Annotated in this window: 17 protein-coding genes and 2 pseudogenes; 11 read left to right on the forward strand and 8 right to left on the reverse strand. The window is 59.6% G+C overall.

Annotation, left to right across the window (positions count from 1 at the left end; all coding sequences use genetic code 11):
- Nucleotides 1–10: 10 nt before the first annotated feature.
- Both P6U16_RS17785 and hemP read right to left on the reverse strand, forming a co-directional pair.
- Entirely contained in the window at nt 11–1,066 is a 1,056-nt protein-coding gene (locus P6U16_RS17785; protein ID WP_277701620.1) for a ChuX/HutX family heme-like substrate-binding protein, read from the reverse strand.
- Nucleotides 1,067–1,073: 7 nt separating this feature from the next.
- On the reverse strand, nt 1,074–1,208 hold the full coding sequence (gene hemP, locus P6U16_RS17790; RefSeq protein ID WP_277703893.1) for a hemin uptake protein HemP: 135 nt from the start codon (nt 1,206–1,208) through the stop codon (nt 1,074–1,076).
- Nucleotides 1,209–1,457: 249 nt separating this feature from the next.
- Here hemP and P6U16_RS17795 point away from each other — a divergent pair, with 249 nt between their 5' ends.
- Complete coding sequence (locus tag P6U16_RS17795) at nt 1,458–1,901, forward strand: hypothetical protein (protein WP_277701621.1); 444 nt, start codon at nt 1,458–1,460, stop codon at nt 1,899–1,901.
- On the opposite strand, the gene P6U16_RS28415 is transcribed toward P6U16_RS17795, so the two are convergent.
- The gene (locus P6U16_RS28415) at nt 1,891–2,388 is read right to left on the reverse strand and encodes a hypothetical protein (protein WP_349017660.1); all 498 of its coding nucleotides are present in this window, start codon (nt 2,386–2,388) and stop codon (nt 1,891–1,893) included. The genes P6U16_RS17795 and P6U16_RS28415 overlap by 11 nt on opposite strands.
- 220 nt (nt 2,389–2,608) lie before the next feature.
- On the opposite strand from P6U16_RS28415, the gene P6U16_RS28420 reads away from it, so the two are divergent.
- The 4 genes from P6U16_RS28420 to P6U16_RS17815 all read left to right on the forward strand — a co-directional run bounded on the left by P6U16_RS28420 (nt 2,609) and on the right by P6U16_RS17815 (nt 4,130).
- Nucleotides 2,609–2,875 (forward strand): TonB family protein, encoded by a 267-nt coding sequence (locus P6U16_RS28420; RefSeq protein WP_349017661.1) that lies wholly within the window; start codon nt 2,609–2,611, stop codon nt 2,873–2,875.
- 193 nt (nt 2,876–3,068) lie between these two features.
- On the forward strand, nt 3,069–3,473 hold the full coding sequence (locus tag P6U16_RS17805; protein WP_277701622.1) for a DUF2325 domain-containing protein: 405 nt from the start codon (nt 3,069–3,071) through the stop codon (nt 3,471–3,473).
- Between the two features lie 64 nt (nt 3,474–3,537).
- Nucleotides 3,538–3,807 carry a hypothetical protein gene (locus P6U16_RS17810; protein WP_277701623.1) on the forward strand — a complete coding sequence of 90 codons (270 nt, stop codon included), beginning with the start codon at nt 3,538–3,540 and terminating at the stop codon, nt 3,805–3,807.
- 8 nt (nt 3,808–3,815) lie between these two features.
- Complete coding sequence (locus P6U16_RS17815) at nt 3,816–4,130, forward strand: antibiotic biosynthesis monooxygenase (RefSeq protein WP_277701624.1); 315 nt, start codon at nt 3,816–3,818, stop codon at nt 4,128–4,130.
- A 6-nt stretch (nt 4,131–4,136) separates the two neighbouring features.
- On the opposite strand, the gene P6U16_RS17820 is transcribed toward P6U16_RS17815, so the two are convergent.
- Both P6U16_RS17820 and P6U16_RS17825 read right to left on the reverse strand, forming a co-directional pair.
- Nucleotides 4,137–4,505 (reverse strand): DUF423 domain-containing protein, encoded by a 369-nt coding sequence (locus P6U16_RS17820; RefSeq protein WP_277701625.1) that lies wholly within the window; start codon nt 4,503–4,505, stop codon nt 4,137–4,139.
- A 3-nt stretch (nt 4,506–4,508) separates the two neighbouring features.
- Nucleotides 4,509–4,904 (reverse strand): globin, encoded by a 396-nt coding sequence (locus tag P6U16_RS17825; protein WP_277701626.1) that lies wholly within the window; start codon nt 4,902–4,904, stop codon nt 4,509–4,511.
- A gap of 153 nt (nt 4,905–5,057) precedes the next feature.
- Between P6U16_RS17825 and P6U16_RS17830 the strand changes: the two genes are divergently transcribed.
- The 4 genes from P6U16_RS17830 (at nt 5,058) to P6U16_RS17845 (ending at nt 8,025) form a co-directional block, all read left to right on the forward strand.
- Nucleotides 5,058–5,660, forward strand: a complete 603-nt coding sequence (locus P6U16_RS17830; protein WP_277701627.1) for a TetR/AcrR family transcriptional regulator — start codon at nt 5,058–5,060, stop codon at nt 5,658–5,660.
- Between the two features lie 20 nt (nt 5,661–5,680).
- Nucleotides 5,681–6,022: an SMR family transporter gene (locus tag P6U16_RS17835; RefSeq protein ID WP_277701628.1), complete on the forward strand. Its 342-nt coding sequence runs from the start codon at nt 5,681–5,683 to the stop codon at nt 6,020–6,022.
- A 165-nt stretch (nt 6,023–6,187) separates the two neighbouring features.
- The gene (locus P6U16_RS17840; protein WP_277701629.1) at nt 6,188–6,973 is read left to right on the forward strand and encodes a ThuA domain-containing protein; all 786 of its coding nucleotides are present in this window, start codon (nt 6,188–6,190) and stop codon (nt 6,971–6,973) included.
- An 8-nt stretch (nt 6,974–6,981) separates the two neighbouring features.
- Nucleotides 6,982–8,025, forward strand: a complete 1,044-nt coding sequence (locus P6U16_RS17845; protein WP_277701630.1) for a Gfo/Idh/MocA family oxidoreductase — start codon at nt 6,982–6,984, stop codon at nt 8,023–8,025.
- Here P6U16_RS17845 and P6U16_RS17850 read toward each other — a convergent pair.
- From P6U16_RS17850 to P6U16_RS17860, 3 genes and pseudogenes are all read right to left on the reverse strand, one after another.
- Nucleotides 7,965–9,034: pseudogene (locus tag P6U16_RS17850) on the reverse strand (substrate-binding domain-containing protein). The gene P6U16_RS17845 and the pseudogene P6U16_RS17850 sit on opposite strands and share 61 nt — an antisense overlap.
- A gap of 39 nt (nt 9,035–9,073) precedes the next feature.
- Nucleotides 9,074–10,120 (reverse strand): DUF4105 domain-containing protein, encoded by a 1,047-nt coding sequence (locus P6U16_RS17855; RefSeq protein WP_277701631.1) that lies wholly within the window; start codon nt 10,118–10,120, stop codon nt 9,074–9,076.
- Nucleotides 10,117–11,388 carry an alpha/beta hydrolase gene (locus P6U16_RS17860; RefSeq protein ID WP_277701632.1) on the reverse strand — a complete coding sequence of 424 codons (1,272 nt, stop codon included), beginning with the start codon at nt 11,386–11,388 and terminating at the stop codon, nt 10,117–10,119. Before P6U16_RS17860 ends, P6U16_RS17855 begins: the two co-directional genes overlap by 4 nt.
- A gap of 334 nt (nt 11,389–11,722) precedes the next feature.
- Between P6U16_RS17860 and P6U16_RS17865 the strand changes: the two genes are divergently transcribed.
- Together P6U16_RS17865 and P6U16_RS17870 are read left to right on the forward strand one after the other, a co-directional pair.
- Nucleotides 11,723–12,778: a dipeptidase gene (locus tag P6U16_RS17865; protein WP_277701633.1), complete on the forward strand. Its 1,056-nt coding sequence runs from the start codon at nt 11,723–11,725 to the stop codon at nt 12,776–12,778.
- Between the two features lie 192 nt (nt 12,779–12,970).
- Nucleotides 12,971–14,463: pseudogene (locus tag P6U16_RS17870) on the forward strand (ABC transporter substrate-binding protein).
- Nucleotides 14,464–14,497: the final 34 nt, after the last annotated feature.

Raw genomic sequence — 14,497 nt, forward strand, 5'->3', positions numbered from 1 at the left:
CCGATGCTCCTTAGGCGGCGACGGTGGTATCGAGGCGTTGTAGGCCTTCCATGATGGCGCGCCATTCCGGGCGCTCGGCGAAACCTTCCTTGCGCTTGCCGAAGAACTGGATGACCATGTCGCCCTTGGCATCCAGTGCTTCCAGCGAGGTGACGTGTCCATCGGCGGTCGGCTTGCGGACGGCCCAGATTTCCGCGAGATGATCGGTGCGCAGGTGGAGATGGAAGGTCGGATCCATCACATTCAGCCAGGGGCCCATCGTCTTGATGGTTGCGACCGGGCCGGAATGAATCTGAATGATGCCGTGGTTTCCGACAAAGCACATGATCGGCAGTTCGATTTCCGCCGACTGGCTCATCATCGTTTCGATGGCGGATGCGTCTAGCTTCCAGGCAAAATCCTCGCCGATGCTGTTCAGCGCCTGACGGCGGTCGAGCTTCAGCCGGCGCAGAATGCCGTGGAACTGATGCGTGTCGGTCATTTTCGACCACTGGTCGCGCAGTTCGGTGCTATCGACGGCATTTTCCGTCTCGCTTGCCGCCGCGGCCTTGGAAACGGGGACGAAGACCTGGCTTTGATCTTCGACCTTGAGGTCCGCGACGATCGCCTCATAGGCGTCGAGGTTCGATGCGGCGCGCATATGCACCTTGTGAACGGCCGTTCCCTGTGCGTCGAAGAACTGCAGGCTGCGGCGAACATCGTCGCCATCGGTCTTCGTCACGGCAAATCCGTGGGCCCAGGCGCCGGGGAAGATGCGCAGGTCGATCTCGCTGCCGAGCACGATGGAGGCCTGCTTTCCGGCCGTCGCCTTCTCGAAGATGCCGATCTTTTCATGCACGGCGCTTTCGTTGCGGGTCAGTGCCATAACTTCGCCAAGCTCCGGGGCGCGGGCAAGAAACCGATTGGCGTCGCCATCGATACGTACGACGGACAGGCCGCATTCGGCAGCAACCAGGGCCGCTTCGGAAATCCCGACTTGGGCGGCGATGTCGCGCTCGCGGAGCTTGGGGTTGGCTGCCCGGTAGGCGCGGATTTCGGATGGGGAAGGGAGCGTTGTCTCGGTCATGGATGGCCTATTTGTTTAGTATGAGTTTGCCCTGACGGGTGATTTTCATGCGGTAGATTGAACCGTCATGGGCGATCAGAATTTCGGTTGCTCCGCAGAAGAGGTCGCGACTTTCGACCACGCGCTGGGCCTGGCCCTGCATAGTCGATCGCGGAATTGTTGCTGCGGTGTCGGTGTCGGTTGGCATAACAGGCTTCGGGTCCTGATCATGGTGACAGGCGGACTGAAAATTCATCCGCCGGCCATCGTATCGCTGTGATTAGTATCTTGACTTCATTACTCACCTTTTATTAAGGACGCAATACCGGATTTTTTAGTCTAATGTTTAGCGGTGGATGTCCGCGTTGAGCGACCGAATGGATTCGTTCAGATGCCTATGAGAGGTAAAAGCATGAAGAGACTTCAGGGATTTGCAGCGGCTGTCGCGGTTGCGTCCGCCGGCCTGTCGAGCGCGGCGTTTGCGCAGGATGCCGCCGCGACCGCGGCTGGAACGCTGAGCATCGAGTTGAACGATGTCGTTGCCAGCGAAAAAGGCTGCAAGCTGACGTTCGTTGCCGACAACGGTCTGCCGCAATCGCTGACCAAGGTCTCGTTCGAATTCGTGCTGTTCGATCAAAAGGGGCTTGTCGAGCGCATGGCGGTACTCGATTTTCGCGATTTGCCGTCGGGCAAGACCAAAGTCCGGCAGTTTGATCTGCCAGGAACGAAGTGCGGCGCGGTCAAGAGCCTGCTGATCAACGATACGCCGGTCTGCAGCGGCGAGGGTCTCGCGGAAGACGCTTGCATGAAGGCCCTGAAGACAGGTTCGAAATCGCCCGTCGAACTCAAGGGCTAACGGTCTTCTGCAGCCTACAGGACTGATGCTGATGATGAGATCCACGCTGAAATGGACTGCCGCGATCGCCTTTTCGCTGCTCGCGCATGCCGGTGCTGCGACGCTTTTCGAGGCACCGCCGGAAACGGAACAGGCCGAGGTCGCCGGCGGCGAAGCGATGGAAGTAACGCTTCTCGGAAACGCCTTCGAGGACACGCTTCAGGCGGGTGATCCGAGCGAGCCGCTCGAGCCGATGGAGGAACAGCCGGAAGAGGTCGAGCCGATCCTGCCTGATGCGGCCGAGGCGGTGCCCGAGGAAATCACGCCGATTCAGTCCGAGATTGCGGCTGAGACACCGACCGATGTGCCCCCGGTCGAGGCTGATATCATTCTGCCGGCCGAGGAAATGCCTCCTGTCGCAGTGGCGGAAGCCGAAGTTACGGCAACCGTCCCGCCTGTCGAAACCGTAGTTCCCGAGGAAAAACCCGAACAGAAGCCCGAGCCGCAAAAGGTCGAAAAGCCAAAGAAAAAGCCCGAGCCGAAGAAAGAAAAGCCCGTCAAGAAGAAGGTCGTCCGCAAAAAGCGGGTGATGCTGGCGCCAACGTCGCTTCGCAAAACAAGGGCCAGGCCGATGGCGCAGAAAATGCGAAAGTCAGCACGTCTCAAGGCAAGAAGGGGCGCAGTCTCGGCAATCGGGAAATGCCGCCACGTCAAACTATCAGGGCAAGGTGCGGGCCAAGTTGCAGCGGGCGTTGAAATATCCGCGCGCGGCGGATCGCAACGACGTCCGCGACGTGCCCTGGGTCCGCTTCACTGTTTCGGCAACCGGCGCCGTCAGCGGCGTGAGCGTCGCCAAAAGCTCTGGCTCGTCCCTTCTCGATCAGGCTGTGATTGAGGCGGTACACCGTGCATCGCCGTTTCCGCCGATCCCGGACTCGGCGGGAAAGAGCAGTTTGAAATTCCTGATCCCTCTGCAGTTCTCGAAGTCGCGTTGACTACCAAAGGGAACATGACCCAAGCGGCACATTGGCTTGTTAGTCAGAGTGGAAATAAAATATGATAAAAAAACTCATGTTTATACTTTACTCGAATTATCAAGTTTTATAGGGTCGCCTCATCGAAGAATCGAAGTGGGTCAAGATGCGGTGAAAATCGCTGAGAAGGCACGCAAAGGGTGGAGACGACAGCATGCACGACAAGAAGCGTCAGCAGCGGACGAAGGCCCGCTACGACCAGCAAACTGCCGTCGTCGAAAAAACCGCGGATGTCGAAAAACCGACGCTTGAGGGGCGCAGCTTCCTCTATGTCGGCGGACGGGATTGTCAGGTCGCGCATCTGCGGCAGATCGCCAGCTCTTACGGGGCTGAACTCATCCATCACGATGGCGGTCTGCGCGAGGCGGTTTCGCGCATCGACAATGTCCTGCCATCGGTCGATTGCGTGTTCTGCCCCATCGACTGCATCAGCCATGATGCGTGTCTGCGGGTAAAGACCGGCTGCAAGAAGTGGGGCAAGGCCTTCGTGCCGCTGCGCAATGGCAGCAAGTCCAGCCTCGAACGCGCCTTTCAGGAACTGAGCAGCCGCGGCAATTAATACCAAGCATTTCAGATGTTCGGCCGCGCGGCATGTGCCAGCGCGCCGATGATGGAGAAAAGACATGAGCGACGAGCGTCCGGATCAATACATGATGATCGGGCTTCACAAGATGGCCTCCCAGTTTGGCGATGGCCTCGTTCCTGAGCTTTACGAGCTTCTGATGCGCCGAAGCCGTCTCACGGAGGAAAGCCTAAACGTCGTGGCGTTCCCGGCTTCGCAGGCGCGTCCGCCGGTCTACGGGACATTTGCGCTTGCGCCGCTCGTTCAGGACAATATCGTTTCCTTTCCGGACGCGCGTGAGAAACGCGCTGCCCTCACGCATAAAAGGTAAGCTCCGCAATGTTTTACGCCATGAACCGTTTCCGGATTGCGATCGGCCATGAAGAGGCGTTCGAAGCTGTCTGGAAGAATCGCGATTCCAGCCTTTCAGACATGCCCGGCTTCATCGAATTCAAGCTGCTGCGCGGTGAAACGGCTGCCGACGAAGGTTATACCCTGTTCGTCTCCAGTTCGATCTGGCGCGACCGCGACGCCTTTTCGGCATGGACGAAATCCGAAAATTTCCGCGCTGCCTACAAGAACGCCGGCGACAACAGGGCGATGTACCTTGGCCCGCCGAAATTCGAGGGGTTCTCGGTCGTTGAAGGCGCCTGAATCTGTTCAGGCCTCGCGTCTGGGCAGAAACGCGCCAAGTGCAATCGCCAGCCATCCGGCCATCATCAGAACGCCGCCGGTCGGGGCGGACATCGGGAACAGGCCGTGCCCGAGAAAGTGTCGCGTTGTCAGGTCGGCTGAAAACAGCGCCGTGCCGATGGCCAGCAGAATGGCAGCGAGCCCTGCGGTGCGAAACCGGGGCCAGGCGGCATAGAGCGCGATCAGGGCAGGGGCGTGGGCAAGGCACATGGCCGATGCGCCGCCCAGCAGGCGCGGATCTGCACCATGCGAGGCTGCAGCTGCGCTGACGACACCCGCAAGCCCCATCAGACCGGCCACAAACAGGATCGGCGATCGCAACGATGTGTTCGGCATGGTCTATTCTTCCCTGTTCTGCATGTGATGGGCGAGCCGGGTGATGGGTTCCAAAATGATCTCCCTCAATTTCGGGTGTGCCACCGTTTCCTCCAGAGCCTGGCGGAAGCAAAGCAGCCATTCGTCGCGCTCCACAGCGCCGATCGATGCACCAAAGTGGCGGCGGCGCAGCATGGGATGCCCGCGCTTGTCGGTATAAAGCGGCGGTCCACCCAGCCAGCCGGTCAGGTATTCGTAGAATTTCTCGCGACTGCCCGAGAGGTCGGCAGGGTGCAGCGCCCGGCAGCGGGCAGCTTCGGGCAACGTATCCATCAATTCGTAAAAGCGGGTCGTCAAGGCCGTGACTGTCGGGTCACCGCCAATGGCGTCGTAAAGCGTTGTCGATTCAGCGTCTGCCATTGGTTCCACCTTGCTCGGGTCGAGTTTTAAGGTGCCGGGAGCAGCTTCACAACGGCTTTCCGCACGTCCTTACGGCTTGCGACGTTTCATCGCGTTGAAGAGTATACATCAAAATTTTATTGACAAACCGTCCAGACGGTATCTTTATGCCATATGTCGATCGCACATCACAGAAAGAAACGACCGGAACAGGTCCGCCAGCAATTGCTGCATGTCGCGGCGCAACTGGCCTATGACCAAGGGCTTGGCAATGTAACCTTGGAGGCCGTGTCCCACGCGGCCGGCGTCAGCAAGGGCGGCCTGCTGCATCATTTCCCCAACAAGATGGCGCTGCTCGACGGTCTGTTCGATGACATGACGGCGAAATTCGATGCCGCGATTGCTGAGGCGATGCGCAATGATCCGGTGTCACAGGGGCGGTTCACCCGCGCCTACGTCTCGACCGTCTTTGCCTTCGATAGCGCCAATGCGTCTATCGCAGACATGAAGACCGAAGAAGCCGAGACCGGTGACGCCCAAGCCTGGCGTGTGTTGACGATCGCGCTTCTGGCCGAACCGGCCTTGCGGGAGCGCTGGCGCCGATGGGTGGCGGATCGTGCCGACGACTATATCGGCACGGATTCCTCGGCCGACTGCCATCTTGCCCGCTTTGCCGCCGATGGCATCTGGCTGGCTGATCTGCTGCACAGCCACGACCTTTCGGCGGATATACGCCGCGCCATGCTGACGCGCCTGAAAGCCCTTTCGCTGCAATAACCTTTCCCCGGAGCTTTTCCATGAACCCCACCATGATCTATGCCATGCTTGTCGTCGCCATCATCTTCGAAGTGCTTGGCACCTCGGCGATGCAGGCCGCCCAGCATTTTACCCGTCTCGTGCCGACGGTGGTCATGGTGGTCTGTTATGCCATCGCCTTCTATTTTCTGTCCTACACGCTGAAGGTCATTCCTGTCGGTATCGCCTATGCCATCTGGAGCGGTCTCGGCATCGTGCTGATTTCGCTGGTCGGCGCCTTCGTCTTCGGCCAGAAGCTCGATCTGCCAGCCATTCTCGGTCTCGGGCTGATTATTTCAGGCGTTCTGGTGCTCAATCTCTTCTCGAAATCGACCTTTCACTGATCCTCAGCTTCAGCCTCGCCCCCATGAGTTTTTCCTTGCAAAAGTCATATTCCGACTTTATCGCTTGAAATTGAAAGCGGTTTCAATTTTAGCGTCTGCTTGTATCCACCAAGGCTCGGTTTTGGTTGATAAGAACCCGGCGCGCGGCGAAAAAGGAAGTTGATCATGACCATACGGACCGTCGTCTGGGGCGAAAATATCCATGAGCAGACCAATGACGTCGTTCGGAGCATTTATCCTGATGGCATGCACACCACGATCGCTGCGAGCCTAAACACAGATGTCGGTATCGAGGCGACCACGGCGACGCTGCAGGAGCCGGAGCATGGCCTGAGCGTTGCGCGCCTTGCCGATACCGACGTGCTGCTCTGGTGGGGCCACAAGGATCACGGTGCGGTTTCAGACGAGATTGTCGAGCGCGTCGCCAAGCGTGTCTGGGAGGGCATGGGCCTGATCGTCCTGCATTCCGGCCATTTCTCCAAGCCTTTCAAGCGGCTGATGGGCACGCCCTGCGCGCTGAAATGGCGCGAGGCCGGCGAGCGCGAGCGGCTCTGGGTCATCAACCCGCGGCACCCGATCGCCGAAGGACTGGATGAGAATTTCGTGCTGGAAAACGAGGAAATGTATGGCGAGCAGTTTTCCGTGCCCGAACCGCTCGAAACGGTCTTCATCTCCTGGTTTGCCGGTGGCGAGGTGTTTCGCTCGGGGCTGACCTGGCGTCGTGGCGCGGGCAACATCTTCTATTTCCGTCCGGGGCACGAGACCTATCCGACCTATCACGACGGCAACGTCCAGAAGGTCCTGCGCAACGCCGTGAGGTGGGCCCACAACCCGCAGGGGACGTACAGTGCCATCCACGACGCGCCGAACGTGCCGGTGGAAAAGGCGCTGGAGCCAATCGTTGAGCGCGGTCCGAAGCTGCACCAGGCCGGCGAAGCCGGGTACAAATGAGGTCTAGCATGCGTCTTCTCATTCTCGGAACCGGCGGCATGGCCAATACCCATGCCATGAACTTTTCGACTATCAGCGGTGTCGAGCTGGTGGCGGCGGTCGATGTCGATATTGCGACGGTGCGGGCCTTTGCATTGCGTCACGATATCGCCAATACCTTTACCTCGCTTGCCGACGCAATTGCCTGGGGCGAGTTCGATGCCGTGGCCAATGTTACCCCTGATCGTGTTCACTATCCGACGACGCTCGCTTTGCTTGCCGCCGGCAAACATGTGCTCTGTGAAAAGCCGCTGGCGGAAAACTACGCCAAGGCCGCCGAAATGGCCGATGCCGCGGAAAAGTCCGGGCTTGTCGCCATGGTCAACCTCACCTACCGCAATGTCGCGGAGATCCAGAAGGCCCGGCAGATGGTGCTGGCCGGTGAGATCGGCGCGGTGCGCCATGTCGAGGCGTCCTATCTGCAGAGCTGGCTCGTCTCCAAGGCCTGGGGCGACTGGGCAACGGAATCGCAATGGCTCTGGCGTCTGTCGACCAAGCACGGATCGAACGGCGTGCTCGGCGATGTCGGCATCCATATCCTCGATTTTGCCGGTTATGGCGCGGCGACGGATGTCGATCATATCTTCGCCCGCCTGAAGACCTTCGACAAGGCCCCTGGGAACCGCATTGGCGACTATGATCTCGATGCCAATGACAGCTTCACCATGACGGCGGAATTTGCCAATGGCGCCATGGGCGTGATCCATGCCAGCCGTTGGGCGACGGGGCATCTCAACGAATTGCGCCTGCGCATGCACGGCGAGAAGGGCGCGATCGAGGTCATTCACACGCCTGAGGGATCGACGCTTCGCGCCTGCCTCGGCGAAAATGTCGAGACCGGCACCTGGATCGATGTTGACGCCGGAACGGTGACCACCAATTACGAGCGTTTCGCCGATGCCGTGCATGCAAAGAAAAGTGTCGAGCCCGGTTTCCGCCATGCCGCCAACCTTCAGAAGGTGCTCGACCTTGCCCTGTTCACGGAAAAGGAACGGCGCGAGCTAAAGGTCTGACGGACCGACCCCGTCGAATTGCGGATGACCAGTTCCACCGGCCAGACCTCGCGCAGGTCGACGGCCGGTGTCCCCTGCAAAGGTCCAGCACCATTTCACCGATGCGGGCGCCAGCAGCCCGGATCGAAGATCGGGTCGTCGAAAGCGTCGGCACGAGGTTTTCCGGGCTGATATAGGGAAAGACGTCGTCATGGGCGATCAGCGAGATATCCTCGCCCACCTTTATTCCGGCGACACGGATCGCGCGCATCGCACCAAGGGCCGACATCATCGAGCCCGCTAGAACGGCGGTCGGGCGCTTTTCCAGCTTGAGGAAGCCCTGCATCAGCCGAAACCCCATCTCGTCGGTAAAGTCGCCATTGCCGGAAAGTTCCGGATCAAGGGCTATGCCCCGTTCCTGAAGTGCCGCTCGGTAGCCGTCCTGCCGATGTTCGGCAAAGACCTGGCCGCGATGGCCGTTGAGAAAGGCGATGCGGCGGTGGCCGAGATCGAGCAGATGGCTGGTCGCCTGGCGGATCGCGTCGAAATTGTCGATATCGAGCCAGCCGAAATCGCCCTTGGCTTCCGTGCGGCCGTGTACGATGAAGGGCAGGCGTAGCGTCGTCAGCAAAGCAATGCGCGGATCATCGACAAACGGCGAATGCAGAATCACCGCGTCGACGCGTTTGCTGGCTGCCAGCCTGCGATAGGCATTCAGCTCGGCTTCCCGCGAGTCCACCGTCGAAACGAGAATGTCCACTTCGTCCTGCTGCAATCGACTGCCCAGCCCACCCATGAATTCGCTCGTATGGGGTCCGAACTGGCCGCCGCCACGAAAGACAATGCCGATCGCACCGACGCGGCCGGTTGCGAGACCAAGCGCGCTGGTGTTCGGCCGATAGCCATATTCGAGCGCTGCTTTCAGCACCCGCTCGCGCGTCGCCTGCTTGACCTCGGGATAGCCGCTTAAGGCACGGCTTACCGTTGTCTGCGACAAGGCGAGCTTGCTGGCGAATTCCTTGAGGTTCATGCGCGTCCGTCCTTCCGCATTCCTTTTAGGACGCTTTTGCTAGCGATCAAAGGGGAGGGGCGGAATGCCGTCTCGGATGCGGGCGGAAAAGCCCGGCGCGCTATCGGCAGCCTGCGCCCGTGCGCCGATCCTGCCGGCTGCACGCAGTTCTTCCAGGGTGAAGCCGGGCGTCAGTCCCTTCACCGTTTCGATGTATTCCGGCAGGTAGCCGGAAAAGATCAAGCGGTAATCGAGGGGCAGGTCTGCCACGATGCGGCTGACCATCTCGTAGACGATCGTCGTGCAATTGGCGGTGATCGTGTTGTAGAAGCGCGGCGTCTCGCTCAGGCTGTTGGCCTCATTGACATAGGCCATGAACAGCGATCGCATGGCTGGCTTGGGCATGGCGATCCGGTAGAGATAGACGTCTTCCTTGCGCACATTGGTGCGCAGGCGGACGATGTCGCGTTCGTCGGCGGCGATGACGCTCGTCTCGAACTCCTTGAAGAAGCCGCCGATTTCGGAAAAACGCTCATGTTTCTCCTTGCGGATTTCCACCGAAAACGTCACGAAACCGCCGTCCGCGAAACCGAACGAGACGAGCGTGTGGGCAATCGCCGGACCCGACCAATAGGACAGGAGAAGATCGACGGATGCCAGTTTGTCCAGGTCGTAGGTCCGGGTTTCCCAGTTCGCGGTATAGTCGTTCTCCGTGCGCCAATCGAAGTTGCGGACATTGGCGAGCGTGACCTCGTGGCCGTTGACGACGCCAACGGTGGTCTGCGCCACATCGTCAGTCCAGTCGCGATCGTTGCGGGCTGGAATGGAATCCCACCAAAAGAGAAGTCCCGCGATCGCTACCGGATAGATCAGCGCCGCCAGCCTCGACCTGCGCTTCAGATAGACGACGAGGCAGGCCAGTGAAAAAATCACCCAGACGACAGCTGTCGCAATGCGCAGGGCAGGCGATACCGGGGCCTGATAGGACAGCGCCAGCCCGCCCCAAGCGGCAAAGCCCATGATAACCAGCACCGTAATCACGCGCAGGATCGTGCCCAGAACATGCCGGCGTGCCGGAGGCGTTTCGCCCGCTGTATCGAGGCTCATTGCCCCACCGTCGCGCTGACCGTGCCACCGAGACTGCGGCCAAACCGATCGACCTGTCCGCGATAGTTTTCACGGGTTTTCGGATCGAAGATCAGGATGGGCGTGCTGACCGCGATGCTGGCAGCGCTGCCGACCGTCTGTGCGGTGCCAAGCGCTACGGCGCCGACGCGCTCACCAAGGCCGATGTCGGAATCCGTCACCGTCTGGCCTTCAATCAAGCGGTTGCCGATCAGTCGCACCACTTCGGGGCTTTCGGCGAATTTGCCATGGTTCAGCTTGTCGCCACCCTTCAATTCCGTGAGGTCAAAGATAGTGATGTCGCCGGCCTTTTCCAGCGCGCTGCGATAGGGTTCCTGGGAGGGATCGATCTGTCCAAGCCGCTCGACATTGCCGGAAATGCGCCGGGAAATGGTCAGCGCACGATCATCGCGCGAAACGAAGATGGTGAATTTCGGCTTATCCTTGCCCATCGCTGCCCACTGCATGCGGAAAACATCGACGTCGAGGTCGGGAGAGGCAAGAATCACATTCTTGATCTTCGGGGCAACGCGCCCGTCACGGATCGCCATTTGCCTGAGCGCTTCGACCGTCAGCCATGAGCCCATCGAATGGGCCATGACGGTGACTTCGCCAATCGCCGGATCCCTCGACGCCCGTCGCAGCAAGTCTTCCAGCGCGTCGCGCGAATAGTTCGTGCTTTCCTTGTCGTAATTATAGTCGAAGATCGAGGCACGCGAAGGCCAGGTGAACATGACCGGCGCCACATCCGTCTTGGAATCGTGGACGATCTGAGCAAACCGGTAGACGGCGTCTTCATATCGATTGTTGAAGCCATGCACGAAAATCAGGATTCGGCGGCTTTTTGGCAGATGCGCCTTCAGCCACGGTTCTGCCTCGGCCGGAGATGCCAGCGGCTTGACGCTGACCGTTGAAAATTCCTTGGAGGGGTCGGCTGGCAGTTTCTTCGGCCATTGGACCTGGCCGATCTCCCGGGTGTCATCCGGAGGGATCGAGACGGTGATCTCGGCGACTGACAATTGCTCGGCGCGCTCGCCTCCGTAGAGCACGCCCGGCTCATTGGAGGGCGCTCGTGTCGTGGCGACCAGAAGATCGACCTCGCTGGCGCCGGGGCTGGTCCCGGACGGGATCAGAACGCCCACCGGTTTACCTGCGCAGCCGGCCAGAACCGCCAGCACGAGGAGTGTGGCTAACTTTCCGGCACGAACCGCGCGTGGAAAGACCTCTGGCAGAGTACGGTCATCGTTCATTTGCGTCCTCGCGACTGGTCGCGTGGCGTCCCGTCACATTCGGGCGGCCGGCTTTTCTTGCTCGCACCCATGCCAGATTTTGACGCGATGCAACACAGGAATTGGCTCGCAAGGCATCGTTGTTGCGGAATTCGGCCGCACCTGTTGCATATTTTCGCGGAAAGACTGGCATGCAGTGGGCTTGATTTAACGTTTCTTGATATATCAGTTTATGTGGAAATCGCGATCTGCCTCATTGTCAGGCAGTGGTTAATTCAATAGCATTTGTCCCATGGTCTCCAGCGCAGCGTTCCTGCCTGCTGACTAGTTATCGGATTTTAAAGGGAAATTTTTCATGCAGGCGGTTTTCGATGGCCATAACGATGTCCTGCTGCGCCTCTGGAGCCATGCAAAGGCAGGCGCCGATCCGGTCAAGGAATTTGTCGAGGGCACGTCGGAGGGCCATATCGATGGACCGCGCTCGCTGAAAGGCGGGCTCGTCGGCGGTCTCTGTGCCATTTACATCCCGTCCGGTGATCTGGTGCTCAAGCAGCCCGATGAGAATGGCCATTATGCCACGCCGATGTCGGCGCCGCTGGAGCGCCAGCCTTCGCTCGACATCGCTCTCGAATTTGCGGCAATCGCCTTGCGGCTGGAGCGTGCCGGTGCCTGGAATCTTTGCCGCAGCACGGCTGAAATTCGCCAGTCGATTGCCGAAGGCGTGTTCGCGGCTGTTCTGCACATGGAAGGATGCGAGGCAATCGGTGCCGATCTCAGTGCGCTGGAGACCTTCTATGCCGCCGGGCTGCGCTCACTCGGGCCTGTCTGGAGCCGTCACAATATCTTTGGTCATGGCGTGCCGTTTGCCTATCCCATGGATCCCGATACCGGGCCGGGTCTGACCGGGGCGGGTTTCGATCTCGTCAAGGAATGCAATCGCCTCGGCATATTGATCGACCTTGCCCACATCACCGAAAAAGGTTTCTGGGATGTCGCAAAGACCTCCGACCAGCCGCTGATATCAAGCCATTCCAACGCCCATGCCCTGACGCCGGTCGCACGAAACCTGACGGATCGCCAGATGGATGCCATCCGCGACAGCAAGGGGCTGGCCGGTCTCAATTATGCAACGACAATGCTGCGTCCGGATGGTCAGGAAAATGCGCAGACGCCTCTCAGCGATATGGTCCGCCATGTCGACTACATGGTCGAGCGCATGGGAATCGATTGCGTCGCGCTCGGTTCCGACTTCGACGGCGCAACCATCCCGGAAGAGATCAGCGATGCGGCCGGCAACCAGAGCCTGATTGCAGCGCTTCGGGCCGCCGGATATGGTGATGCGGAATTGACAAAAATATGCCGGGAAAACTGGCTGCGGGTTTTGGCTCAAGCCTGGCATGAAGCCGACTGAGCCAGAAGACAGAAGCCCACAACGGGCGAAAAACAAGGGAACAGACCGATGATGCACGCCATGAACAAGCACTTCCGAATGTTGACCGCTACAGCCGCGATGTCGCTGGTCCTGATGGCGGGCACGCCCGCCTTCGCCGAAACGCCGGCCGACACGCTGGTCGAGGGTTTTGCCTTCGACGACATCATCACCATGGATCCGGGCGAGGCCTTCGAGCTTTCGACCGCCGAAATCACCGCCAACACCTACAGCTATCTCGTTCGCCTCGATCTCAACGACACCTCGAAAATCGTTGGTGACCTTGCAGAGAGCTGGACCGTTTCCGAGGATGGCCTGACCTATACGTTCAAGCTGAAGCCCGGCCTCAAATTCGCCTCCGGCAACCCGATCACGGCCGAAGACGTCGCCTATTCCTTCGAGCGCGTCGTCAAGCTCGACAAGAGCCCGGCCTTCATTCTTACCCAGTTCGGCCTGACCGGCGACAATATTGCCGAAAAAGCCAAGGCCGCTGACGAAAACACCTTCGTCTTCACCGTCGACAAGGCTTATTCGCCAAGCTTCGTCCTGAACTGCCTGACGGCCACGGTCGGTTCAGTCGTCGACAAGAAGCTGGTGCTCGAACATGTGGCGGCGGTTACACCATCGGACGAATACAAATATGACAACGACTTCGGCAATGCCTGGCTGAAGACCGGATATGCCGGATCGGGCGCCTTCAAGCTGCGCGAATGGCGCGCCAATGAAGCGATCGTGCTCGAACGTAACGACAATTATTTCGGCGAAAAGGCGCCGCTCGCCCGCGTCATCTATCGTCACATGAAGGAAAGCTCCGGGCAGCGTCTGGCTCTGGAAAATGGCGATATCGATGTTGCCCGCAATCTCGAGCCCGGCGATCTGGAGGCGGTCTCGAAGAATGCGGATCTCGCCAGCACCAGCGCGCCGAAGGGCACGGTCTATTATTTCAGCCTGAACCAGAAGAACCCGAACCTCGCCAAGCCTGAGGTCGCGGAGGCCTTCAAGTATCTCGTGGATTATGACGCGATCGGCTCCACGCTCATCAAGGGCATCGGCGAAATTCACCAGACCTTCCTACCGAAGGGGTTCTCGGCGAACTCGACGAAAACCCCTACAAGCTGGATGTGGCCAAGGCCAAGGAACTGCTGGCCAAGGCCGGCCTTGCCGATGGTTTCACCGTGACCATGGACGTGCGCAATACGCAGCCGGTGACCGGCATTGCCGAATCCGTGCAGCAGACGCTGGCGCAGGCCAACATCAAGATGGAAATCATCCCCGGTGACGGCAAGCAGACGATCACCAAGTATCGTGCCCGCACGCATGACATCTATATCGGCCAGTGGGGCCAGGATTATTTCGACCCGAACTCCAATGCCGAGACCTTCACCGTCAATCTGGATAATTCCGACGCGGGTACCAAGACGCTTGCCTGGCGCAATTCCTGGGAGGTGCCGAAGGAATGGACGGAACAGAGCAAGGCTGCCCTGCTCGAGAAGGACGCCACCAAGCGCGCGGACATGTACAAGGACCTGCAAAAGAAGGTGCTTGAGAAAAGCCCGTTCGTCATCATCTTCCAGCAGACGGAGGTTGCCGGCCTGAGTGCCAAGCTCAAGGGCTTCAAGCTTGGCCCGAGCTTCGACACCAACTACGTCTTCACGGTCTCCAAGTAGGCGGAGACCGCCGGTGACCATTCCGGAAACCACA

Source organism: Rhizobium sp. 32-5/1 (assembly GCF_029537235.1).
GTDB lineage: Bacteria > Pseudomonadota > Alphaproteobacteria > Rhizobiales > Rhizobiaceae > Pararhizobium.